Origin of the sequence: Aurantibacillus circumpalustris, assembly GCF_029625215.1 — a bacterium.
Classification (GTDB): domain Bacteria; phylum Bacteroidota; class Bacteroidia; order B-17B0; family Aurantibacillaceae; genus Aurantibacillus; species Aurantibacillus circumpalustris.
Genome location: NZ_CP121197.1, coordinates 3,482,421 through 3,507,928 on the forward strand (window position 1 = coordinate 3,482,421; position 25,508 = coordinate 3,507,928).

General features: G+C 35.3%; 21 protein-coding genes. 9 read left to right on the top strand and 12 right to left on the bottom strand.

All coding sequences use genetic code 11. From position 1 onward, the window contains the following. Positions 1 to 193: 193 nt before the first annotated feature. Together P2086_RS14420 and aroC are read right to left on the bottom strand one after the other, a co-directional pair. Positions 194 to 2,461, bottom strand: a complete 2,268-nt coding sequence (locus tag P2086_RS14420) for an aconitate hydratase (protein WP_317897452.1) — start codon at positions 2,459 to 2,461, stop codon at positions 194 to 196. Between the two features lie 853 nt (positions 2,462 to 3,314). Further along, the gene (aroC, locus tag P2086_RS14425) at positions 3,315 to 4,403 is read right to left on the bottom strand and encodes a chorismate synthase (protein ID WP_317897453.1); all 1,089 of its coding nucleotides are present in this window, start codon (positions 4,401 to 4,403) and stop codon (positions 3,315 to 3,317) included. Positions 4,404 to 4,676: 273 nt separating this feature from the next. On the opposite strand from aroC, the gene hutI reads away from it, so the two are divergent. After that, positions 4,677 to 5,930 (top strand): imidazolonepropionase, encoded by a 1,254-nt coding sequence (hutI, locus tag P2086_RS14430; RefSeq protein WP_317897454.1) that lies wholly within the window; start codon positions 4,677 to 4,679, stop codon positions 5,928 to 5,930. A 68-nt stretch (positions 5,931 to 5,998) separates the two neighbouring features. On the opposite strand, the gene P2086_RS14435 is transcribed toward hutI, so the two are convergent. The 5 genes from P2086_RS14435 to P2086_RS14455 all read right to left on the bottom strand — a co-directional run bounded on the left by P2086_RS14435 (position 5,999) and on the right by P2086_RS14455 (position 8,856). Continuing rightward, positions 5,999 to 6,229, bottom strand: coding sequence for a hypothetical protein (locus tag P2086_RS14435; RefSeq protein WP_317897455.1), 231 nt, complete (start codon positions 6,227 to 6,229; stop codon positions 5,999 to 6,001). Positions 6,230 to 6,630: 401 nt separating this feature from the next. Next, complete coding sequence (locus P2086_RS14440; protein ID WP_317897456.1) at positions 6,631 to 6,864, bottom strand: hypothetical protein; 234 nt, start codon at positions 6,862 to 6,864, stop codon at positions 6,631 to 6,633. Between the two features lie 142 nt (positions 6,865 to 7,006). Continuing rightward, positions 7,007 to 7,240, bottom strand: a complete 234-nt coding sequence (locus tag P2086_RS14445) for a hypothetical protein (RefSeq protein WP_317897457.1) — start codon at positions 7,238 to 7,240, stop codon at positions 7,007 to 7,009. A gap of 222 nt (positions 7,241 to 7,462) precedes the next feature. Then, complete coding sequence (locus P2086_RS14450; RefSeq protein ID WP_317897458.1) at positions 7,463 to 8,323, bottom strand: Cbp1 family collagen-binding glycoprotein adhesin; 861 nt, start codon at positions 8,321 to 8,323, stop codon at positions 7,463 to 7,465. Positions 8,324 to 8,445: 122 nt separating this feature from the next. After that, positions 8,446 to 8,856 carry a BrxA/BrxB family bacilliredoxin gene (locus tag P2086_RS14455; RefSeq protein WP_317897459.1) on the bottom strand — a complete coding sequence of 137 codons (411 nt, stop codon included), beginning with the start codon at positions 8,854 to 8,856 and terminating at the stop codon, positions 8,446 to 8,448. 154 nt (positions 8,857 to 9,010) lie between these two features. On the opposite strand from P2086_RS14455, the gene P2086_RS14460 reads away from it, so the two are divergent. From P2086_RS14460 to P2086_RS14470, 3 genes are all read left to right on the top strand, one after another. After that, entirely contained in the window at positions 9,011 to 11,872 is a 2,862-nt protein-coding gene (locus P2086_RS14460; RefSeq protein WP_317897460.1) for a M16 family metallopeptidase, read from the top strand. A gap of 125 nt (positions 11,873 to 11,997) precedes the next feature. Beyond that, positions 11,998 to 13,386, top strand: coding sequence for a dihydrolipoyl dehydrogenase (lpdA, locus tag P2086_RS14465; RefSeq protein WP_317897461.1), 1,389 nt, complete (start codon positions 11,998 to 12,000; stop codon positions 13,384 to 13,386). Between the two features lie 141 nt (positions 13,387 to 13,527). Further along, on the top strand, positions 13,528 to 14,946 hold the full coding sequence (locus tag P2086_RS14470; RefSeq protein ID WP_317897462.1) for a glycosyltransferase family protein: 1,419 nt from the start codon (positions 13,528 to 13,530) through the stop codon (positions 14,944 to 14,946). A gap of 43 nt (positions 14,947 to 14,989) precedes the next feature. Here the strand turns inward: P2086_RS14470 and P2086_RS14475 are convergent, their stop codons facing one another. Genes P2086_RS14475 through P2086_RS14485 form a run of 3 tightly spaced genes read right to left on the bottom strand, consistent with a single transcriptional unit; the run spans position 14,990 to position 16,789 of the window. Then, positions 14,990 to 15,778 (bottom strand): TPM domain-containing protein, encoded by a 789-nt coding sequence (locus P2086_RS14475; RefSeq protein ID WP_317897463.1) that lies wholly within the window; start codon positions 15,776 to 15,778, stop codon positions 14,990 to 14,992. Beyond that, complete coding sequence (locus tag P2086_RS14480) at positions 15,778 to 16,212, bottom strand: TPM domain-containing protein (protein WP_317897464.1); 435 nt, start codon at positions 16,210 to 16,212, stop codon at positions 15,778 to 15,780. Before P2086_RS14480 ends, P2086_RS14475 begins: the two co-directional genes overlap by 1 nt. A 10-nt stretch (positions 16,213 to 16,222) precedes the next feature. Then, a complete protein-coding gene (locus tag P2086_RS14485) occupies positions 16,223 to 16,789 on the bottom strand; it encodes a LemA family protein (RefSeq protein ID WP_317897465.1) in 567 nt (188 codons plus the stop codon). Positions 16,790 to 17,033: 244 nt separating this feature from the next. Between P2086_RS14485 and P2086_RS14490 the strand changes: the two genes are divergently transcribed. From P2086_RS14490 to P2086_RS14505, 4 genes are all read left to right on the top strand, one after another. Further along, complete coding sequence (locus P2086_RS14490) at positions 17,034 to 18,179, top strand: phospholipase D-like domain-containing protein (RefSeq protein ID WP_317897466.1); 1,146 nt, start codon at positions 17,034 to 17,036, stop codon at positions 18,177 to 18,179. Between the two features lie 17 nt (positions 18,180 to 18,196). Next, a complete protein-coding gene (locus tag P2086_RS14495) occupies positions 18,197 to 19,216 on the top strand; it encodes a metal-dependent hydrolase (protein ID WP_317897467.1) in 1,020 nt (339 codons plus the stop codon). Between the two features lie 116 nt (positions 19,217 to 19,332). Then, positions 19,333 to 20,145 (top strand): DUF6597 domain-containing transcriptional factor, encoded by an 813-nt coding sequence (locus P2086_RS14500; RefSeq protein ID WP_317897468.1) that lies wholly within the window; start codon positions 19,333 to 19,335, stop codon positions 20,143 to 20,145. 71 nt (positions 20,146 to 20,216) lie between these two features. Beyond that, positions 20,217 to 20,714, top strand: coding sequence for a DUF6265 family protein (locus tag P2086_RS14505; RefSeq protein ID WP_317897469.1), 498 nt, complete (start codon positions 20,217 to 20,219; stop codon positions 20,712 to 20,714). A 33-nt stretch (positions 20,715 to 20,747) separates the two neighbouring features. On the opposite strand, the gene P2086_RS14510 is transcribed toward P2086_RS14505, so the two are convergent. After that, complete coding sequence (locus P2086_RS14510) at positions 20,748 to 21,722, bottom strand: M23 family metallopeptidase (RefSeq protein WP_317897470.1); 975 nt, start codon at positions 21,720 to 21,722, stop codon at positions 20,748 to 20,750. A 181-nt stretch (positions 21,723 to 21,903) separates the two neighbouring features. On the opposite strand from P2086_RS14510, the gene alaS reads away from it, so the two are divergent. Further along, positions 21,904 to 24,570 (top strand): alanine--tRNA ligase, encoded by a 2,667-nt coding sequence (gene alaS / locus P2086_RS14515; protein WP_317897471.1) that lies wholly within the window; start codon positions 21,904 to 21,906, stop codon positions 24,568 to 24,570. 64 nt (positions 24,571 to 24,634) lie between these two features. On the opposite strand, the gene P2086_RS14520 is transcribed toward alaS, so the two are convergent. Beyond that, the gene (locus P2086_RS14520; protein ID WP_317897472.1) at positions 24,635 to 25,498 is read right to left on the bottom strand and encodes a hypothetical protein; all 864 of its coding nucleotides are present in this window, start codon (positions 25,496 to 25,498) and stop codon (positions 24,635 to 24,637) included. Positions 25,499 to 25,508: the final 10 nt, after the last annotated feature.

Here is a 25,508-nt window from a genome sequence, read left to right on the forward strand (position 1 = left end):
AGATTTTCCCATTTTTAAGTGAATTTCTTAGGCAATGTACATAGTAATACTAAATTAATCATTTCTCTATAAAACATCAATATGTTACCAGTATTTAAAATACTGCTCAATTTAACCTCCCCAAAAACAAAACCGGCCTAGCAAAATGCTAAGCCAATTATTGTGTATGTAATGTGTTGTTTTCTCTCAGAAATTATGCTTTCACACTTGCTCTGATAATATTTAAAGCGCCACCTGCTTTAAACCACTCAATTTGCTGTTGGTTATAAGTATGGTTCGCTTTTATTTCGTCTTTACTTCCATCAGCATGATTTAAAACAATAGTTAAAGCAGTGTTCGGTGCAAAGCTAGTCAATCCCAAGATATCAATGCTATCATCTTCCTTAATTTTTTCGTAGTCAGCCTTATCATCAAAGGTAAGTCCTAACATGCCTTGTTTTTTCAAGTTGGTTTCGTGAATACGTGCAAACGATTTTACAAGTACAGCACGCACACCCAGGTGACGTGGTTCCATAGCCGCATGCTCGCGTGAAGATCCCTCTCCGTAATTCTCATCTCCCACCACAATCGAACCAATTCCTTTTGCCTTGTATGCTCTTTGTACAACCGGTACCGACTCGTATTTACCTGTTAACTGATTCTTAACGGTGTCTGTTTTTTCATTGTAAAAATTCACCGCACCAATCAACATGTTATTCGAAATGTTATCTAAATGACCACGGTATTTTAACCAGGGACCCGCCATAGAAATATGATCGGTTGTACATTTTCCTTTTGCCTTAATTAATAATTTTAAACCTTTTAAATCAACGCCTTCCCATGCTGCAAAAGGATCTAACAATTGTAATCGATCACTGGTTGGTGAAACGTTAACTTGTACTTTGCTTCCATCAGCCGCCGGTGCTTGAAATCCAGCATCTTCTACCGCGAATCCTTTGCTTGGTAATTCTTCTCCTGTTGGAGGATCTAATTTTACTTTCTCGCCTTTTTCGTTTACCAAACTATCGGTTAAAGGATTAAAAGTAAGATCGCCCGCAATAGCCATGGCTGTTACAATTTCAGGTGAAGCTACAAAAGCATACGTATTCGGATTTCCATCGGCACGTTTTGCGAAGTTTCTATTAAAAGAATGAATGATGGTATTCTTCTCTTGTTTCTCTGCCCCCATTCTATCCCACATACCAATACAAGGACCACAAGCATTCGTAAATACCTTCGCTCCTATTTCATCAAAAACATCTAAAAACCCATCACGCTTAATCGTGTAACGAATTTGTTCAGAACCTGGGTTGATCAAGTACTCAGATTTTGCTTTTAAATTTTTTGAAGATACTTGTTTTGCTAAACTCACTGCGCGCGAAATATCTTCGTACGAAGAGTTGGTACAAGAACCTAAAAGTCCAACCGATATTTTTAAAGGCCAGCCGTTTTTAACAGCCTCTTCTTTTAATTTTGAAATAGGTGTTGCTAAATCTGGACTGAAAGGACCATTCACATGTGGCTCTAATTCCGATAAATTAATTTCAATAATTTGATCAAAATATTTATCAGGATTTGCGTACACTTCCGGATCTGCTGTTAAATGTTGTTTGATGCCATTTGCCAATTTAGCAACGTCAGCCCTTCCGGTAGCGTTTAAGTAACGCTCCATCGATTCGTCGTAACCAAATGTTGAAGTAGTAGCACCAATTTCAGCACCCATGTTACAAATAGTTCCTTTACCTGTACAACTCATTGATGTTGCACCTTCACCAAAATATTCAACAATAGCACCAGTTCCACCTTTAACGGTTAAGATTCCAGCAACCTTTAAGATCACATCTTTTGGGGCTGTCCACCCACTTAATTTACCGGTAAGTTTTACACCAATTAATTTTGGAAATTTTAATTCCCAAGCTAATCCTGCCATTACATCGCAAGCATCTGCTCCACCAACTCCAATCGCTAACATGCCCAAACCACCAGCGTTTACCGTGTGCGAATCGGTTCCAATCATCATTCCTCCAGGAAACGCATAATTTTCTAATACTACTTGGTGAATAATACCGGCACCTGGTTTCCAAAATCCAATTCCGTATTTATTAGATACTGAACCTAAAAAATCAAATACTTCTTTACTTTCTTTATTTGCAAAAGCAAGATCTTCAGCCGCACCATTTTTTGCAGTAATTAAGTGATCACAATGCACTGTAGAAGGTACTGCCACTTTAGGGCGACCCGCTTGCATAAATTGTAACAAAGCCATTTGAGCGGTTGCATCCTGCATAGCTACTCTGTCTGGCGAAAAATCAACATATGATTTTCCTCTTTCAAAAGCCGCTGGAGCCTGATCGCTGTGTAAATGCGTATAAAGAATTTTTTCCGTTAATGTTAAAGGGCGACCAACAAGTTTACGGGCTGCCTCAATTTTAGAAGGGAGTTGTTCGTAAACCTTCTTAATCATATCAATATCAAATGCCATAGTATTTGTTTTTTAGAGATGCTAAATTATGTAATTATTAGGAATATTAAAAGGTGAAATGCTTAAACTTTTAAGAATAACAAGGTTGTTCTAATCTAAGTCTGTATTCAAAATACCTGAGGATGCTCAATTAATAATGCAAGCGCCTGATGGGAAAACTAATGCGCACTGAAACTTAATGATATATTCTAATTGACTATTTATTTTTTGGGCGCTCGAGCGGGCCACTCCGGGCTCCACTTCGTTCCGGTTTTTTTAGGCGATAAAAGAGGCATCGCCTAAAAAGAACCAAGCCCTTCATGTCCCTAGCGCGGAATACTGCTTTTGAGTTATGTCTTTTTTTCGTGCTCCTTAGTATCGGTTTCAAAAAAATCAACTCAAAAAATTGAACAATAATATGTGATTTAACGAGGTTAATTAGAGTTTTTTTTCTCCGCTAGCCCTTTGTGGTCATCGGCATCATAAAATTTTGCGATAGAAAATCAGAGGGTTTTAAAAGGAGTTACAAAAAAGCAAACTAAAACTTATACGGTTAGTTGGTTACAACGGCTTTTTTGGAAAGCTCGTGCGAGGGCGCTACGCTTTTCCGGCCCTTCGCCGGACGGCAAAAGTATATTTTACTTTTGAGCGGGCTTGTGTGTTGCGTAGCGTCGGCTTAAAACCCTCTGAATTTCCTCAAAAGTTTATGAAGCCTTGATTTTTTGCTACTTTTTGATCAAGCAAAAAGTAGTGCAAAGAGCCTGGCAATAAAGAGATAAAAACGATTTTTAGACTGCTTATCATGACGCCTATTCGATCTATCGGGATTGTTTTTTTTATAAAGAAAAAGTAAGGTTAAAATATTCTGAGAAAATTAAACTCTATTACACCGTGCCAACAATAAAAAATCAGCAATCACCAGGGCAGCCATACTTTCAACAATAGGCACCGCTCGTGGCAAAACGCAAGGATCATGTCTCCCCTTGCCTTCCAACTCAACTGCTTCGCCTTGTTTGTTTACAGATGCTTGTTTCTGCATAATGGTTGCTACCGGCTTAAACGCGACATTAAAATAAATTGGCATGCCGTTACTTATACCGCCCTGAATGCCACCGCTGTTATTTGTTTTTGTTTGAATTGCTGCGTTTTTGTTTTCGGACGCAACAAACAAGTCGTTTAATTCTGATCCTTTGTAATGCACGCTATCAAAACCACTGCCTATTTCAAAGCCTTTTACCGCATTAATATTCAGCATGGCGTGACCAAGCACTGCATGCAATTTATCAAAAACAGGTTCGCCCAATCCTATTGGTGCATTTTGAATCACACACTGAATAACTCCTCCAACGGTATCTCCCTGTTTTTTAATTTCTTCAATGTAAGAAATCATTTTGCTAGAAGTTGTTTCATCCGGACATCTAACAATACTCGATTCTATTTTTGAAAGATCTAAGTCAGTAAACGTTTTTTCTAGTTTAATTTCACCTACTTGTTTTACAAAGGCATTTACTGAAATATTTTGTTTTTTTAGAAACAATTTGGCAATAGCTCCGGCTACAATTCTACAGGCTGTTTCTCTTGCACTGCTTCTTCCTCCGCCTCTGTAATCTCTTAGTCCATATTTGTGTTCATAGGTAAAATCAGCATGCGACGGACGAAACGTGTCTTTTAAATGGACATAATCTTTCGGTTTTTGGTCTTCGTTTTTTATCACAAAACCAATTGGCGCTCCTGTAGTTTTCCCTTCAAAGATTCCAGAAAGAAACTCAACTGTGTCTGATTCTTTGCGCTGAGTGGTAATGTGCGATTGTCCTGGTTTACGACGGTCTAACTCCGATTGAATAAATAAAAGATCAATTTCTAAGCCAGCAGGGCAACCATCAATTACGCCACCAATAGCCACTCCATGACTTTCACCAAAAGAACTGAGTTTAAAAAGTGTTCCAAACGAATTTCCTGCCATAAGCAGTAAAGATATAACTTTTAAAAGAGCATAGTGCAATTACAAAAAAGCATATAAAACCAGTAAAAAGACATAGGTCAGAAATAACTGCGCTTGTATACTATCAAAGTAATCTAATTTTTTAACGGGTTTTTAAGACCACAACATTTATTCAAACGGTATAACACATCAATGTGTTACAATCTTCCTTTCATGAGATTTAAAATTAAAAATTAAAACGGTTTTAATACCTTCGTGTACTTGGTAGCAAAAAAACTCAATTTATTTTTTAGTATGCAAAAACTTCTTTTAAAAAATATAAAAAATCTGGTAAGTGTTTACGAAAAAGCCCCAATAACATTAAAGGGGAAAGAGATGGGCAAATTACCTTGTATCGAAAATGCCTGGTTAGCTTGCGACAGCGGCTTAATCGCTGATTACGGATCAATGGATGATTTTCCGGGCATTACAAACTGGAAAGATTTGGAAGTTATTGACTGTAGTGGAAAACTTGTTCTTCCTTGTTTTGCAGATAGCCACACACACATTGTTTATGCAGGAAACCGTGAACAAGAATTTGTTGACCGCATAAATGGTTTAAGTTATGAAGAAGTCGCAAAACGCGGTGGTGGCATTTTAAACTCAGCAAAAAACCTACGTCAAACATCTGAAGATGATCTTTTTGAGCAATCGAAACAACGCCTCATAGAAATTATAAAACAAGGAACTGGCTCAGTAGAAATTAAAAGTGGTTATGGTTTAGATCTTGAAAGCGAATTAAATATGTTGCGGGTGATTAAACGTTTAAAGGCCTTGAACTGGATTCCAGTAAAAGCAACCTTTTTAGGTGCACACGCTTTACCGCAAGAATTTAAAACCAATAAACAAGGCTACATTGATTTAATCATAAACGAAATGTTACCTGCAATTGAAAAAGAAAAATTGGCCGATTTTATTGATGTGTTTTGTGAGAAAGACTATTTTACAGCCGAAGAAACAAAACAAATTTTAATGGCAGGAAAAAAACACGGACTAATTGGTAAAGTACATGCAGAACAATTAAGTCATACCAATGGAATTAAAACAGCCATTGAATGTGACGCAATTAGCGCTGATCATTTAGAGTTTTGTAACGATGCGGACATTGCGTTATTTACCAAAAGCAAAACCATGCCAACCATTTTACCAGGTGCGGCTTTCTTTTTAAATCTACCATTACCACCTGCGAGAAAAATGATCGACTCAGGTTTAGCAATTGCCTTTGCAAGTGATTACAACCCTGGCAGTAGTCCGAGTGGCAACATGAAACTCATGATGAGTTTGGCGTGCATCCAATATAAACTAACACCCGAAGAAGCATTTAATGCTGTTACAATTAACAGTGCTTATGCTATGCAGTTAGAAAAAGAAGTGGGATGTATTAGCAATGGTAAACTAGCAAATTTAATCATCACCAAAGAAATAAGCAGTTATGGTTATTTACCTTACGCTTTTGGGAGCGAGTTGTTTGATAAAATAATCATTAATGGTGAAATATGGAGGCTGTAATTGATACATATAAAAATGAAAAAGCGCCAAAAGACAACTAGGGCGCTTTTTTTATAATTTGTGCTTAACTATTTTAGCGAACATTCGGTTTTATTAATGTAATTACCATCAGTATAGTTATACTCACTTGTTTTACAAAATGACTCTGCTGTAGATTTCCTTCCACGTATAGTTGTTGTTGTTGAACTCGAACTGGTTGAACCAATTTCGCCAGATTCGCTAACACACTCACATTTATAATTTTTTACACATGAAGTCATGCTTAAACAGGTTACTGTGGCAAATAATAATTTTTTCATCTTTTTAGGGTTTTAGGTTTATCTCGTAAAAATAAGATTTAGTAAATAATTGCCGAAATTTTATCCAAAAACATTTACAAGTATTGAAGGGCCCTGTTTTAAACTTCAAAAGCTAATTTGAAAGCTGTTTCTAGCAAATAAAAAAGCAACAAGCAAAGCAACTTTACATAATTTAGAAAATTTGAAGGAGGGGCATCGAAAAGCTCCAATACCACTTAAGCTTTAAGAAATTGAAAACGTGTATAAAAAACAGGTAGTTACTTTTGTTTATGGCAAAACGTAAACTATGAATTATTTGATAGGTAATGATTAACAGAATAGTGTAGTACACCAAAAAGGTAATAGGTGACAAAAAAAACGCCCAACGATTACGCGGGCGTTTTTTCAGAGTTTGGTGTAAATTATTTAATTGAACACTCAGATTTGTCAATCTCAGTACCAAAGTTGAAATTATAATCACCCGCATTGCAAATAATTTCAGCATCTGCCTTTTTAGCATTGATAACAGAAGTTGTAGTAGTTTTAACAGTAGAGCCCGACTCTCCTTCTTCAGTAATACATTCGCAAGTGTAATCTTTTTTGCAAGAAACCATTGTCATACTTGCAACAGCTGCAATTAATAGAATTTTTTTCATAGTTGTTTGATTTTTTAAATACCAGAATTGGCTTTAATGTTAAATTTGATAGTGTGATTAGAATTTAAATTATTAAAAACTAGTTTTAAGTAAAAAACGCCCAACGATCACGAGGGCGCTTTTTTTAATAATTAAATATTAATTATTTAATTGAACACTCAGTTTTAGAAACTGTATTTCCAATTGTTAAATCGTAATCACCTGCATTACAAGCAGTCTCAGCGTCAGCTTTTTTAGCATTGATAACAGATGTAGTAGTAGTTTTTGTAGTGGCGCCTGATTGCCCATACTCATAAACACACTCACAAGTGTAATCTTTTTTGCAAGAAACCATTGTCATACATGCAACAGCTGCAACTAATAAAATTTTTTTCATTTTTTATAGGTTTTTAAAGTTTATAGCGCCAAAAATAATGATTAGCTCTATTAAACGCAAAAAAATTTACAGTAATCTTAGTTTAAATTTGTAAATCACTTATCTGAATTAATAAAATGCCTTTTTAACTTTGTAGGCGGTTAGTTAAAAAAGGCCTTTTTGAGGCCTTTTTCGGTTTAATAAGGGCAATTAAGCTTATTTTACTTAGTTTTTAGTGCTTTTTTAATCGATTACAATCACAAGGTATTTTGATGCGTCCCAAAATTCTTTTGCATTTAATATATCAATTCTTTCAATTGGTTTTTCTCCAACAAGTTTATAAGAGTTTTTTGGATGATTAGACAAAAGTTTTACCTTTTTTGCACCAATATTTATACTTGTTGTCTGTTCGATATTAATTTTAGTAAAATATTCTTTATTAAAATCGTCTGTTACTTTAGTTGATTTTCCTAGTCCTATAAAACCACCTTCCTTCGAAATTACTTTTTTCGCCTCCAGTTCCTTTTTTGTTCCAATAGTATAATAGGCGGTATTTAACATTTCTGTTTTTAAAGAGCTTTCTCCTTCCACTACTTTATAATTGGTATTTAAATTAGCCAGTTCAATATTTAAACTTTCCATTCTGGTTTTTAACTCTTCTATTTCCTCATCTTTGAGTGTGATGGTGTTTTGAAGATTCTCTATCATCTTCTCCATCCCCTCTAGTTTTAAATTGCTTTGCTTCAGTTTCGCACTTAAGGAGCTAATACGGTTTTTGTTTTTGGCCATTAAATCATATATCGCCTGAATATCTTCCTTAATTTGATTGCTTTTATTTTTCACATCACCCTTGCTGCTTGCATTACCAATAATTTTTTCCTTATCCTTAATGGCATTTAAATTTTCTTGTATTTCGTTAAACGACTCAATAAACTCTTGCAAAGCAGCCGATTTTTCATTTAACTGTCCAGATAACTCACCATTGGCATTTTTTAAACTATCGGCAAGTGGATTAACCTTGTCTCCAGTATCTTTGCAATTAGTAAATGTTAAACTTGTTAATGCTAGTAATAAACACGCTACAATGATTTTTATACTTTTCATGATTCTTATAGATATTGATTATTGTAATGGTTAGAATACAAAAATAAAAAATAATCTTTATGATTGTTACAAAATAAAAAAAGACGCCAAAAGCGTCTTTTCAAAAATGATACTATAAATGATTAGCAAAATTCATCGTAAACAGCCTTTAAGTGCTCAGATATGGCGTTTGCGTTATGCCCTTCAATATTATGACGTTCAATAAAATGAACCAATTCTCCGTTTTTAAACAAAGCAATGGCCGGACTGCTTGGTGGATAAGGTGCGAAGTGTTTTCTTGCCTGATTAACTGCATCTACATCAAATCCTGCAAAAACTGTAGTAAGTTTAGAAGGTTTTTTAGTATTCTCAAGACTTTTTTTAACACCTGGGCGACACGCACCAGCAGCACAACCGCATACAGAATTCACCACCATTAGAACAGTGCCTTCCTCGTTCACGGCTTTATCAACATCTTCAGGATTTATTAATTCTAAAAAGCCCGCAGTAGTTAATTCGGCTTTCATTGGAGTTACAATAGCTTCAGGATACATGTAATTAGTGTTTTGTGTTTTGTTATTCCACAAAAGTACATTACAATTTTCAGATAAATTTAAAACGCGTGTTAAATTGTTTTAAAACGTTTTAGGATAATATCATATTTATTTGCGGAATTCTATTCTATATTTGCCCAAATAATTGATTCCAATGCAAAAAATACTAGTTACTGGGGCACTGCTATTTGTGGGCTTAATGGAAATAAAAGCTCAAAAAACACATTCAAATTCTAACAACCAATTGGGCGCAACGCCTGTTTTTATTGAAGAAGTTAAAAAAAGCGGTAATGAAATAGTTATTCCCTATAAACAGTATAAACTGTCAAATGGCTTAACTATTCTTATTCACGAAGACCATAGCGACCCTATTTGTTATGTAGATGTTACTTACCATGTTGGAAGTGCCCGCGAACAACAAGGTAGAAGCGGTTTTGCGCATTTCTTCGAACACATGATGTTTCAAGGTTCTAAAAATGTGGCCGATGAACAACATTTTAAAATTATTACCGAATCTGGTGGCACTTTAAACGGCTCAACTAATACAGACAGAACCAATTATTTTGAAACTGTTCCAAGCAACCAACTTGAAAAAATGCTATGGTTGGAAGCTGACAGAATGGGGTTTTTATTAGATTCTGTAACTCAACGGAAATTTGAAGTTCAGCGCGCTACTGTTAAAAATGAACGAGGTCAACGATACGACAATGCGCCTTATGGACTTGTTAGCGAAAAAATTGGCGAAGCACTTTACCCGCAAGGTCATCCTTATAGCTGGACAACTATTGGATATATTGTTGATCTTGACAGGGTTGATGTAAATGATTTGAAACGTTTCTACATGCGTTGGTACGGAGCCAACAATGCTGTATTAACGGTTGCAGGCGATGTTAATACGGAAGAAGTTTTAGTGATGGCCCAAAAATATTTTGGTAACATAGATAAAGGTCCCGAGGTTAAAACACAGATTGTTGCACCATTTAAACTTGAGAGTAACAGCTACATTTCATACGAAGACAATGTGAAATTTCCTATGTTAAACATCGCCTACCCCTCTTCTCCACTATACACCAAAGACGATGCGGCTTTGGATGTTTTAGCGGAAGTGCTTTCTGGTAGTCAAGGATCACCTTTATACAAAGCATTTATTGAAAGTAAAAAAGCAGTAAGTGTAAATGCCTATCAATACTCCAGAGAACTTTCTGGACAATTTCAAATTGCTATTCGTGCAAATTCTAGCTCTGCTTTAGCAGATATTGAAAAAGACTTAAAAACTGCTTTAAACGAATGGGAGAAAAAAGGGGTTTCAGACGATGATTTAATTAAGTTTAAAACGCAATTCCAAAGCAACTTATATAATAGATTGAGTACAGTGCAAGGTAAAGGTGCTAGTCTTGCGTCTTACTACACTTTAGCTAAAAATCCGAACAATCTAAAAAATGAAATAGAGCGCTACACATCGTTAACCAAAGAAGATGTTATGCGTGTTTACACAACCTACATCAAAGGCAAAAATACAGTGATTTTAAGTTGTGTTCCAAAAGGCAAAAGTGACGCGGCTGCTCAATCCGACACATGGAAAATGTATGATCGTAAAATTGAAACAGAAAGCGATGAATATAAAAACTTAAGCTATGTTGAAGCAAAAGATAACTTTAACCGGTCCATTATGCCAAAGGCTAAAGCTGCCACACCAGTATCTGTGCCCGATTTTTACACAACAAAATTGTTTGGGAAAATTCCTTTAATCGGAATCACAGAAAATGAAATTCCAAAAGTAAACGTTTTAATCACCTTTAAACTCGGCCATCGCTTTGAAGAAATAGGTAAAGCAGGTATCGCGCAGTTGTTAGCATCCATGTTAGAACAAAGTTCTCAGAAAACAAGCGCTGAAGAAATTGAAAACAAGCTCAATAGACTAGGTTCATCTGTGAATATTTACTCAGGCGATGAAGATTTTAATATCAGCATTCAGGCTTTAAAAGAAAACCTTACAGCAACTTTAAAAATAGTTGAAGAAAGTTTTTTTGAGCCAAAATTCGATCCAACAGAATTTGAACTCGAAAAGAAAAAACAGTTAGATGGGATAACTCAAATGCAAACCAACGCATCCGCGTTAGCAGAAATGGCCTATCGTAGAGTTCTTTATGGACCCAATCACATTATGTCACTTCCTTCAAATGGAACAAGTGAAACAGTTAACTCTATTGGTCTGGAAGATGTGAAAGAATATTTTAACCGTTTTAATTCCGGCTCCATTTCAGTAGCCGTAAGTGGTCAAATTTCTAAAGATCAAATTATAACTGAACTTAAATTTTTAAACAAATTACTTCCTGGAGGTCCGGCTCCGACTGATTTGAACCTTGAAAATAAAATTGAAAACACGAAAATTTATTTTGTCGATAAAAAAAATGCAGCACAGAGTGAAATTCGAATTGGCTATATGGCCATGCCTTTTGATGCAACCGGAGAATTTTATAAATGCAACATCATGAATTTTAGTTTCGCTGGAGCTTTTAACAGCCGCACAAATTATTTGTTGCGCGAAGTTAAGGGCTGGACTTACGGCACCCGTGGCAGTTTTAACGGCACTAAATATCCTGGCGCATATACTATAAGTGGTGGTTTTAAATCAAATACTACGGATAGCACTTTAAAGGAGTTTTTTGCAGAACTTAAAAAATATTCAGAAAATGGGATTACTAATGATGAACTAACCTTCACAAAAAATGCTATGACGCAGAGTGATGCTTTAAAATACGAATCACCGCTTCAAAAATTAGGATTCATAAAACGCGTTCTTGAATACCAGCTTCCAAAAGACTACGTTGCAAAACAAACTGCCATTTTAAACACAATAACAAAGGCTGAAATAAACACCTTAGCAAAGAAATATTTACCCTATAAAAACATGATAGTGGTGGTGGTTGGTGACAAGGCTAGTAATTTCGAAAAAGTAAAAAAACTAGGTTTCGATGTTGTTGAAATTGACGTTGATGGCAATGAGGTTAAATAAAACTTAATTCAGCAATTCTTAAACATAGTGCCGAACGAGTAAAGGAGATGCTAGGTGTTTTGGTTTACAAATCGAATTGATATTAAAAATTAAATAGTAATTTAGGGCTTTAAAAAATAATACACATGAACTACGATATTATAGTTATAGGTAGCGGACCGGGAGGTTATGTCACAGCAATAAGAGCTTCTCAATTAGGCTTTAAAACAGCAATTATTGAAAAAGAAAGTCTTGGCGGTATTTGTTTAAACTGGGGTTGTATTCCAACTAAAGCACTGTTAAAAAGCGCTCAGGTTTTTGAATATTTAAACCATGCGAAAGATTATGGCATTGGTGCAGATAACATTAAGGCAGACTTTAGTGCTGTTATTAAACGTAGTCGTGATGTTGCTGACGGCATGAGTAAAGGCATTCAGTTCTTAATGAAAAAGAACAAAATTGATGTGATTATGGGCACAGCTAAAGTGAAAGCTGGAAAAAAGATTGATGTAACAGGAGCAGATGGAAAAGTAACTAGCTTAAGTGCAAATCACATAATTATTGCTACAGGCGCACGTTCAAAACAATTACCTAATTTACCACAAGATGGTAAAAAGATAATTGGCTACCGTGAGGCAATGAGTCTTCCGAAACAACCAAAAACACTTGTTGTTGTTGGTAGCGGTGCTATTGGCGTTGAGTTCGCTTACTTTTATGCAACCATGGGAACCAAGGTAACCGTTGTAGAATTTTTACCAACGATCGTTCCTGTAGAAGACGAAGAAGTGAGTAAACAATTAGAAAAATCATTCAAAAAAGTTGGCATAGAAGTTATGACCGACGCTTCTGTTGAAAGTGTTGATACGAAAGGAACTGGTTGCAAAGTGAATATTAAAACCAAAACAGGTAATATTAGCCTAGATGCTGATATTGTTCTATCTGCTGTTGGTATTGAAGCTAACATTCAAGGCTTAGGTCTTGAAGAAACAGGAATTAAAACCGACAAAGGTAAAATTGTCACAGATAAGTTTTACGCAACCAATGTACCAGGTTATTATGCTATTGGTGACTGTGTTGGCGGTCAAGCCTTAGCGCACGTTGCCAGCGCTGAAGGAATTACCTGCGTTGAAAAAATTAAAGGTATGCATGTAGATGCAATTGACTATAATAACATCCCGGGATGTACCTATTGTCAGCCCGAAATTGCAAGTGTTGGATTTACTGAGAAAAAAGCAAAAGAAGCAGGTTACGAAATTAAAGTAGGAAAATTTCCTTTCACGGCTTCTGGTAAAGCGAAAGCAGCTGGTGCTGCTGATGGATTTGTAAAATTAATTTTTGATGCAAAATATGGTGAGTTGCTAGGTGCTCATATGATTGGAGCTAATGTAACTGAAATGATTGCTTCAACCGTTGCCATGCGTAAATTAGAAACAACAGGGCATGAAATAATTAAAACGGTTCACCCGCATCCAACAATGAGTGAGGCTATAATGGAAGCAGCGGCTGCGGCCTATGGAGAGGTGATTCATCTTTAAGAGGCTATTCAACAAAATAACAATCATTAAAAAAGCGCTCTAATCGGAGCGCTTTTTATTTTAATTCATACAGCTTAAAAACAATATATTTGTTTGCTAAGCCGTTTTGTGAAAATCTTGTTTAAGAAAAATAAATTATTCATGATAAACAATGAATTTAAATTGTCCCGTGTTTTTTTACTATTAAGCTTTGTTATCTTTGCTTACATTATTTTACGCGCTTTTAATCTTTCATTTACGCACGATGAAGCCCTTAGCTACAATTTAGTTTCTGATAAAGATTATTTTGCTTATACTGCAAATAATCATTTACTCAACACCTTGTTAATGGCTGTTTGCGCCAATATATTTGGTGAAAGTGAACTTTCGTTAAGACTTCCCAACGTCTTGCTTTTTGCAGTTTATTTGTTTTTTTGCTTTAAACTTCTTAATACAACTAAAGAAAAAATAACGACTTTCTTTGTAATCCCACTTCTTCTTTTTAATCCCTTCGTACTCGATTTTTTCGCGCTTGCCAGAGGTTACGGACTATCTGTAGGATTTACGATGGGAGCACTTTATTTTTTTATTGGAAAAGATTTTAGAACAGAAAACACGTCCAGTTACTTTAAGAGCTTTTTTTTAGCAATGTTATTTGCTTCTTTTGCCCTCTTATCAAATCTTGCGCTCATAAATTTTTACATTGCTTTATTTGTACTCTTCATAGGACAATACATCTTGTTGTATTCGAGAAACAAAGAAGAGGGTTTAAAAAGGCAGTTGCATTTTGTATTCCTTTGTATCATTTTTCTTATTCCATTACTTTTTTCTCTTAAAACGCTTATGGTTTTACAAGAAGCAAATGGCTTGTACACTGGCGCTGGTACTTTTGACGAAAGCGTTTCATCTTTTATCGAACGCTCGTCTTATTCAATACCCTACCCTCTTTGGTTTACAGAGTTTTTACAAAGTTTTATTGAATACATTTTTCCAATTGGATTTATTATAACATTGTTGCGAAAAAACTATTATGGTCCACTGTTTAAATTAAGTTTGTTATTACTTTTTATTATTGGTGGAATTTACATCGAGCATTACTTATTTGGAGCGCTCTTTCCGCTTAGTAGAACCGGACTTTATTTTATTCCACTTTTTGGTCTTTTTTTATTTTATCTTTTTATTCAATTTAAAGAAAGCTTAACTGCTAAATGGCGAACCACGTCTTTTATAGGTGCACTTGTATTGGTTTCAGTGCCACTAACTTTACATTTTTTAATTACAATTAACCTTTCTAATGCCTTTGAGTGGAAATATGAGACCCATACCAAAGAAGTTGTTTTTGATGTAAACGCTAGAAACAAGAATGCTGTGCTTGGGTATGACTGGATATTTGGTCCTGCTACACGCTATTATGTCAAATCACGAAAATTAGACCTAAAGGTCATCAAGTTAGAAGAAGGGACAATTTATGATCAGGATTATATTTATGAATTTCAAGATCAACTAAAAGATTCAAGTTGGAAGCCTGTAAAGGAGTTTAATGATATTCAGAGTGCTTTGTATGTGAATCCGGGGAAGTAGGTTTCGGGCTTGAAGTTAGAAGTTACTGGTTATAAGTTATTGGTTACCAGCTACCGCCTGAACCGCCACCACCGAAGCTACCGCCACCAAAACCTCCAAATCCACCGCCAGAAGAACCACCTCCACCAAAGCTACCACCCCCTCTACCCATACCACCTAACATGCTACCGAGTAAAAATGCACTTCCTGTTCGTGAAAAAGTGCGACCGCCGCCTCTTCCACCGCCACCAAATAAATGACGAAGAATAAAAATGACTGCAATTATAATAATGATAACCGCCATGCCACCTCCACCTTCTTTTTCGTTCGGAGCATACTCCTTTACATCAATTTCTCCTTTGGCCAACCGCATCAACACATCGGTACCCTTATTAAGCGCTTCGTAATATTGACCGTTTTTTAAATAAGGAGTAATTTCTTCGTCGCGAATTTTTTTAGTCGCAATATCCGGAATCGCGCCTTCTAGTCCACTACCAGTTGCGATGAAAATTTTTCTACCGCCATCAGAAGCCGTTGGTTTAATTAAAATCACAATACCATTGTCCTTATCTGTCTTACCAACACCCCATTCATTACCCACTTTAAAGGCATATTCAGATGGTTCGTAACCATTTAGATCATCAACAATAACAATAACAATTTGATTAGAAGTCTCATTGCTAAAAGCCTCTAGTTTTGCTTCCAACTGCGCAGCCTCTGTCGTATTTAAAAAATTGGGAGCCTCTTTTGAAAAATTATTATATAAACGAGGAGGATTGGGACGTTCTACAACTTGAGCACCTAAAAGAGATACAATAAAAAATAAAAAGATGCTTAAGTTTTTTTTCATCATTAAAAGGAAATTTCATTACTCAGTTCGTTTTTATCATCGCTTTGCAGAGGGAAAAACTTACCAAGTTGCTCACCACATTCAATAATACAACCAGCCAATCCTTCAGCCTTTTTATTCGCCTTAAACTGCTGAATTAATTTTTCAACTAAAAGTTGCCAATATTCAGCACCTAATTTTTTATGTATGCCTTCATCGCCTATAATAGCAACCTTTCGGCTTAGTGTAGCCACATAAATCAAAACACCATTTTTCTCTTTGGTGTTATGCATACCCAAGCGCTTAAATACTTTTTGAGCAGCTTTTATTTCACTGCCAATGCAGAAGTTTTCTAAATGCAGGCGAATTTCACCTGAAGTATGCAACTCTGCTTTGGCAATTGAGTTTACCAGCAATTCTTGCTCTTGCAGACTGAAAAAATTTCTGGCAGTTGGCATTTTAATTTAATTATTTAGTTTCAGAAAAATCTACTTTTGGTGCATTTTCAGAACCAGCGCTTTCTTTAAATGATTCTTTCTTAGCAAATGTTTCTTTATTTAAAAACATGCTATTGATAAATCCGCGAATGTGAGAATTATATTCTTTTACCGCTTCATTGTAATTCTGACGGGCAACTGAAATTCTATTTTCTGTCCCTTCTAATTGCGACTGAAGGTCACTGAAATTAGCTGTAGAACGAATTTGAGGATATGCTTCAAATGCTAAGTTAATCGCTGTATTAATTTTTTTACCCATAATTTCCATCTCTTCAGGAGTCTTTGCATTTACAATACCTGCGCGGGCTTGCGTCACTTGAGTCAAAATTCCACGTTCATTTTCTGCAGCACCTTTTACGGTTGCAACTAATTGAGGAATAAGATCAGCTCTTCGCTGGTAAGTCGCTCCTACATTTCCCCATTTTTCATCCACATTCTCTTGATACTTTATTGCAGTATTATAAGAACCGCGGTACATCATAAAAACAACCAATACAAATAAGAGTATGCCTCCTATAATTAATCCACTTTTTTTCATTTTTTTAAAATTTTATACTGTAAAAGTAATATTTAAATGCGACCTTAATAATGGTATTAACAATAATTCTATGTTTAATGACCAGTGGTAAAATTACTGGATAAACACATTAGGTGTTCGTGAAATTTAATATTTTTAATACTGATGTTATGAAATTTAAAAGCTGTTGTAGCGTTGCCCTACAAGTACAAAATTTCAAATCATTTATTATACCATATTAAATAATTTTATTGAGAAAATAACAATGAAAAAATATCTTGATGCGGAAGATATACAACTTGTTCTAAGTGGTAAAAACTACTTTGAAGTTCTTGAGAATATTATTAATCAAAGCGAAAAAACGCTTCACCTCCAAACCTATATTTTTGAAACAGATGAAACCGGACTTAAAATCATTGACTGTTTAAAAAATGCAGCCAAAAGAAACGTAGAAGTATATGTGCTTTCTGATGCTTACGGATCCTTTGCTTTCGATTCAGACGTTGAACAACATTTGCGTAAATCAGGTATCCATTTTCGTTTATACTCCCCTCTATTCTCTTCTGAAAGTGGTTTTTTTGGCAGACGTTTGCATCATAAAATTGTGGTTGCTGACAAGCGTACCGCTCTTGTAGGAGGAATCAATATTGCAAATAAATATCTTTTATCAGGTCAGGAGGAAGCCTGGCTTGACTATTCCGTGCTCGTGAAAGGAGAAGTTTGCGAATACTTACATCTTCTTTGCGAAGCTACTTATGCCAGAAAAAGAAAACGAGTCCTAATTTCCTGGGAAAACAAAATGCAATCCAATAACTTAAGAAATTCAAAATTAATCCGATTCAGACGCAACGATTTTATAAAGCGCAAAAATGAGGTGCATCAAGGGTATGTCGAAAACATTCGTAATGCAAAAACATCTATCATAATTGTTGCTAGTTATTTTTTACCCGGCAATAATTTTCGAAGATTATTAAGACGAGCGGCGGCTCGCGGCGTTAAAATAAAAATAATTCTTGCCGGCAAATCGGATGTTGATTCTGTAAAACTAGCACAACATTATTTATATGAATTTTATTTGAAACATGGTATCGAAATTTTTGAATGGCAGAATTCGATCTTACATGGAAAAGCAATGATGGTAGACAACTCATGGGTTACAATTGGTTCATACAACCTTAATTTTTTGAGTCATTACATCAGTATAGAATTAAATGCCGAAATTCAGGATCGAAATTTTACATCCGTTTTTTCATCGCACATAGAAAATATACTTCGAAAAGACTGCGCACACATTCAACTAGATAAATTCTTAAAAAAATTAAATTACTTTAACCGAATAAAAATTAAACTTGCCTATATATTACACAGAAGTATTATGAACATTGTTATGTTTGGCAAAAACAAAAAATAGAAAAAACACTCATAAAAATGGATTCAATAACACACACAGTCATTGGCGCATGTTTAGGCGAAGTAATTGCCGGCAAAAAACTTGGAAAAAAAGCGATGCTTATTGGAGCGCTCGCAAACAATTTACCAGACATTGATGTTATTACCACTTTCTGGACCAGTCCTGCAAAAGAGTTATTAGTGCATAGGGGAATTACGCATTCAATTTTATTTGCGGTCATTGCTTCTTACTTATTAGCACTCGCATTTAAAAAACTTATCAAAAACGAGGAGGTGAGCTTAAAACAATGGTTACTTTTAATTGGAAGCGGTTTGTTTTTACACATTCTCATAGATGCGTTTACAGCCTATGGGACGGGCTGGTTTGAGCCCTTTAGTCATTACCGGGTAAGTTTTAACACCTTGTTTATACTCGATCCTTTTTTATCTCTACCTATGATAGTAGCGAGTGTCGCCCTATTAATTGTAAAAAGAGATGCGGAACAAAAAAGAAAACGGATTGCTTTATTTGGATTATACCTGAGTCTTTTTTATTTGACGATTTGTACTTGCATAAAACTTTATGTGAACAAAACGATAGAGCAAGATTTAAAATCTAAAAACATTTCTTACCAATCTTATCTTGCAACACCAACACCTATGAATAATATTTTATGGTATACAGTTGCAAAAAGCGGCTCAGGATTTTATATCGGCTATTATTCAATTCTTGATAAAAACCCTACTCTCACTTGGGAATTTTTCGAAAAAAATGACTCACTCTTACAACCATTTAAAAACAACCAAGAGATTGAGTGTCTGACCCGCTTTTCAAAAAACTATTATTGTGTTCGGGAAAAAGGTGGCTCATTGAATTTCAGTGATATTCGCTTCGGTCAAATTGGTGGATGGTACGCACCGCAAGCTCCATTTGTGTTTAATTTTGATTTGACTCTTCAAAAAAATAACAAAATTAATTTACAACAAGGCCGGTTCAAATCCATCAATAAAAAAGATTTCGAATTATTAATCTCCAGAATCAAAGGGATTGAGAACTAGTGTAAACGCAAAGGCGAAGATACAGAGAGTTTAGAAAGGATTGAAAAAAATAACTCTGTGCCACTTCGCCTCTGTTTCTCAGTGTTGAAAATTACCGGATTTAAAAAAACACAGTAATGAAATACAACGTTTACGAACCTTCAAAAAATCTATCAAAATATATACGCTGCTTCTGGAGTTTAGAAAGCTTGGATTCAGACAATCAAAACGAAAAAGAACGCGTTTTTCCAGATGGGTGCTCAGAGTTAATTTTTCACTTCCATGATTTATTTTTAATACACTATACTAATAAAGCACCTGAATTACAGGGTCGAAGCTTTATACACGGGCAGTTAAAAAAATATATGGAATTAGAAGCTACAGGAAAAATCGGTGTCTTTAGTGCAAGATTTCATCCTTACGGATTAAAATCTTTTGTAGATTTTGATGTGAATACCATTACCGGAAAAACGATTGCAATTAAAGACATATGGAAAAAAGATGGAGAAGAGCTTGAAGATAAAATACGCTCATGTGAAACTGATAAAGAGCGTATTTTAATAATTGAAGCGTTTCTTAGCTCTAAACTTAAAGAGCCTGAAGAAAAAGAAAATAAGATTGCTGACTGTGTAAATTTAATTATTGAAACGTCGGGAGGAGTAACTATTGAAGAACTCTACAAAAAAAGCAACTTAGGCAAACGACAATTCGAACGAAAATTTATTTCAACGGTTGGTCTAAGTCCCAAAGTGTTGTCCCGAATAATTCGTTTTAATAAGGTTCTCAGTTTAATTGAGAATAAGGATTTTACCAGTCTTACATCCGTTGCATATGAAGGGGGTTTTTATGACCAATCACATTTTATTAAAGACTTTAAAGATCTTACAGGCTTAAACCCGAAGCGCTATTTTTCCGAAAACATGGATCTGGTTAAATTTTTTAATTTATAGAAGATGACGTTTTTTTACAATTTGGAGAATAAAAATTAAAACACTTTTGTGTTTAAAATACTAATACAATTATGGAAAAAAACAAAACAATTTGCATACTGGCAGTAACTTGCTTTTTAATTTCATGTTCAAATGAAACAAAAAACACTTCTGATATAGGAAAAATGACAATTGACCAAGCCTCCTGGATACTTGGTAAATGGCAGAATGTAAGTATTGAAGGAAGTGTTTCAGAACACTGGGACAAATTAAATGACAGCACTTATAGTGGCCGGGGTTTATTTATTCAAGGAAAAGACACCCTATCAAAAGAAATTCTTTCCCTTGAACAACACGGCGTTGACTTATATTATATTCCAACAGTAAATAAACAAAACGATGGTAAGGCGGTAAATTTCAAACTAAGCTCTATGAAAGAAAACGTAATGGTGTTTGAGAATCCAAGCCATGATTTTCCACAGAAAATAACGTATAACAAAATCACATCAGACTCTCTTGTGGCAACTATTTCAGGAATGGTGGAAGGAAAGGAACGCTCAGAGTCTTTTCCAATGTCTAGAGATAAATAGTGAAAATAAGCCGTGAATTAAAATCAGGTATTCTTAGTCGAAAGATTGAGAATCCTTTTTAGAAAGCTCAACCAATAAAGCATACTGCTCAGGTGAAAGATCGTTGTAATAATAATTAATGGGATTTACCTTTTCACCATTACGAATAACTTCATAATGAATATGCGGCGCGGTACTTAAACCTGTGCTTCCGACGTAACCTATTAACTGGCCTCGCATTATTTTTTGACCAGCCCGCGTGGCGATTTTACTCATATGTCCATAAAGCGTCTTGTAGCCAAAACCATGATCAATTACCACATGATTTCCATAACCTTGCGCCAAATTATCTGCTCTTTCCGTAACGCCATCTCCGGTTGAATAAATAGGGGTTCCTTGTTCAGCAGAAAAATCCATTCCTGGGTGAAACTCTTTTGTTTTATAAATAGGATGGGTTCTCCAGCCAAAACCACTTGTTACTGCATGAGCCAGATCTTTTTGGTTAATTGGCATAATTGCGGGTATAGAGGCAATTAATTTTTCTTTGTTTTTCGCCAGATTTACAACTTCATCATAAGATTTCGATTGTACATAAATTTGCTTGGATAGACGGTCCATTCGTTCTGTAACAGACTTTAATAAGTCACTATTCTCATAATTATCAAAAATTGAGTATTTATCGCTTCCACCTGAACCACCATAGCGCATAGACTTTGGTAAAGGGTCACTTTCAAAAATTGCCCTGTAAATGTTATCATCCCTATCTTCTAGATCCTTTAAAACCTCTTCTGCCTGATTCATTTTCTTGTTTAATAAATCATATTGCAAGCGGAGTGCTTCAATCTCTCTTTTCCCCTTTTTTTCGGTTGGAGAAGGCAAAAACTGCCTGGCCAGCATGATGGAAACAGTGGCAAAAACTAAACCCGTTGCTACATAGGACGAAAATTGCCAAAAACGTTGTTTAAAGGTAACTTTTACCTTTTCGTAGGTGAGAGACTTTGTATTAAACCTATACTTAACTTTTGACATTTGTAAGGTCTAAATATAGTCATTTAACAAAAAATAAAATAGAAAAATCTCCTCCAATTCATAGCGCAGTGATAGTACATTATTCTATGCCATTTCGCGCCTTATTTGAGCGCGATCTAATGAAAACTATTCTTACAAATAGCAATCAATTTATTATCTTCGCGCTTTATTTTAAAGGTATATGGACTCTAATAAAGTACGTCAAACATTTCTTGATTTTTTTAAAAGCAAAGGGCATCACATTGTGCCTAGTGCTCCTATGGTGGTTAAAGGTGATCCTACACTAATGTTCAATAATAGTGGAATGGCGCCTTTTAAAGACATTTTTTTGGGAAACTCCCCAATTAAATACCCTCGCATAGCAGACACACAGAAATGTTTACGTGTGAGTGGAAAGCATAACGATCTTGAAGAAGTTGGAGTAGACACTTATCACCACACCATGTTTGAAATGCTTGGTAATTGGAGCTTTGGCGACTATTTTAAGAAAGATGCCATTAGCTGGGCCTGGGAGTTGCTTACAGAAGTGTACAAAATAGATAAAGACCGCTTGTATGTGACAGTTTTTGAAGGCAGTAAAGAAGAAGGACTTGCTTTTGACCAAGAAGCTTATGATACTTGGAAACAATTTGTAAACGCAGACCGCATTTTAAACGGAAACAAAAAAGATAATTTTTGGGAAATGGGCGATATGGGTCCATGTGGCCCTTGCTCAGAAATACACTACGATGGCAGAAGTGATGTAGAACGCTCTAAAATTACGGGGGCTTCGCTTGTAAACAACGATGATCCACAAGTGATCGAAATTTGGAATAACGTTTTTATGGAGTTTGAGCGTAAGGCCGACGGCTCTCTTATAAAACTTCCAAAACAACATGTGGATACTGGAATGGGCTTTGAACGCTTAGTACGTGTATTGCAAGGAAAACAAAGTAATTATGATTCAGATGTCTTTACGCCACTTATTCACAAAATAGAAGAACTGAGCGGACTGCGTTACAAACCAGAAGAAGAAGACAAGCATAAAAAACAATTGCTTATCAATATTGCCATGCGTGTGATTGCGGATCATATTCGTACCATATCCTTTAGCATTGCAGACGGACAATTACCTGGCAACACCGGAGCCGGATACGTTATTCGTAGAATTTTACGCAGAGCTATTCGTTATGGGTATCAAACATTAAATTTAAAGGAACCCTTTATGTACCGCATAGTGCCAACTTTGGCGCACCAAATGGGTACAGCTTTCCCAGAGTTACACTCGCAAAAAATTCTTATTGAAAAAGTAATTAAAGAAGAGGAAATTTCTTTTTATAAAACTCTAGATGTAGGCTTAAAACGCATTGATCAAGTGTGTATTGATACAACTGCAGCCAACAAACAAGTTATTGACGGAAAAATAGTTTTTGAATTGTACGACACCTTTGGATTTCCAGTAGATTTAACTTCATTGATCGCGAGAGGATACAACCTGAGTATTGATGAAAAAGAATTTGATCATTATCTGAACGAGCAAAAAAACCGTTCACGTGCAGCTACAACAATAGACACCGACGATTGGATGTATGTGGAAGAAAATCGTGGTTTAACAGAGAGTCAGGAAAAAGAAACAGAATTTATTGGTTATAGTGATTTGGAATGTGAGGCGGTTATTATTCGTTACAGAAAAGTAAAAGCTAAAAACAAAGAACACTATCATCTCGTGTTAAATAAAACACCATTTTATTCTGAAAGTGGCGGACAGGTTGGCGATACAGGTGTTCTAGCGAATGTAAATGAAAGCGTTTTTATAACAGATACAAAAAAAGAAAACGGGGTTATTATTCATTATTGCGATAAACTTCCAATTAAACTAAATGCAACGTTTAACGCGAAGGTAAATACCGAAAAACGACTTTATACCAGTAATAATCACTCTGCTACTCACCTACTCCATGCTGCATTGCGCAACGTGTTAGGAACGCACGTAGAACAAAAAGGTAGTTTGGTGAACGATGAACATTTACGTTTTGATTTTTCTCATTTCTCAAAAATAAGTGATGAAGAAATTAACCAGATTGAAAAAATGGTTAATACAAAGATTCGTGAAAACATTACTTGCAAAACAGAACTGATGCCAATTGAGGATGCCAAAAAAACTGGTGCTATGGCACTCTTTGGTGAAAAATATGGCGATGTTGTGCGAGTAGTAACCATCGATAAAAACTACTCAGTAGAGTTATGTGGCGGAACACATGTTTCGGCAACGGGACAAATAGGTTATTTTAAATTAACCAGTGAAGGGGCTGTAGCGGCTGGTATTCGACGTATTGAAGCGATTACGTCAATTAAAGCAGAGGAGTTTTTCGACAATCAAACCAAATTAATTGAAGAAATAAAAGTATTACTTAAAAATCCACGTGATATATCAAAAGGACTTACAAGTTTAATTGAAGAAAATAACACCTTGCAAAAAAGCTTACAATCTTTGTATAAAGAAAAAGCTGCAGGCATAAAAAAGGATCTGATAGCAAAAATTGAAAAAAAGGGTGATGTGAATTTTATAACCCACTTCATTCAATTTGATAGTGGAGAAGAAATTAAAAATCTTTTATTTGAACTAAGAAACGAAGTGCCCAATTTATTTTGCGTTTTAGCCGCTGAAGTAAATGGAAAACCAAGTATTTCAGTAATAATAAATGATACGCTCGTAAAAGAAAAAGGCTTTAATGCAGGTAATATTGTGCGCGACTTAGCCAAGGAAATAAATGGTGGTGGCGGCGGTCAGCCTTTCTATGCTCAAGCTGGTGGAAGTAAACCAGAAGGTTTAAAAAGCGCTCTAGATAAGGCAGCAAATCTTATATAATTTAGATTTACAAAAAAAGGAGAGATACATAGTACCTCTCCTTTTTCAATTTGTATAGATTGAACTAGTTCGAAGTTAATTTATTTCTTAAAGCATAAATTTTTGAAGAAATAGAATTAAACTTATCCGGAGTCATTTCAGTTGGTTGCTTAATAGCTTTAATTTCATCATTAATAGGTGTTAAATCCTTAATAAGTTCAGCACATTCTTTTTTGTCTTTATAGTCACCTAACAAATTAATAAGGTTCCCAAGGTGTAAACGTTGCTCCCACAAATGTTTGTGTGATTTTTCAATTGATGCCGGATCTGTAAGTTGACCACTAATTTTGCATGTTAAATATAAACTTTCTAACCAACTTCCAGCAAATACGGTAGCAGCAGTATAAACACGTTCGTTGGTTCTCAGGTAAGAATCGCTCTTTACAAAAATCTCATCCAAAATTTTAAATAAACTATCCTTACTGTTTAAATTAGATTCTGCTCTCTTACCAACCATCATGTCCACAGCACCTTTTAAACCAAGAGCGTCGCTCAACATTAAGATGTTTTTCATATACTGTAATACGTCAGGGCCTTTATCACAAGTCATAGCGTAAGCCATGTCAATGTTATATACACCCAAATTAATACTTCTTTGATATTCGGTAGTGTACTTTGATGTGTTTTTTGGGTTATTTAGAATACTGTTATCATATGGGACTCCCCATGTTCCCAATTCCTGCATAGAAGTAGCAGGTGACGGGATATTTGCAATTGCAAAATCAAATTTAAATTTAGTTGTATCGTCAACGGTAACAGCAATTGTATCCTGCTCTATTGCAGACAGATCTGCCGATTCTCCATGATTTTCAGTTTCTTTTGAACCGCCACATGCAGTTAACAATAAAGCCGTAACGCTAAGGGTAATGAATTTGTGTGATAATGTCATTTTATTTAAA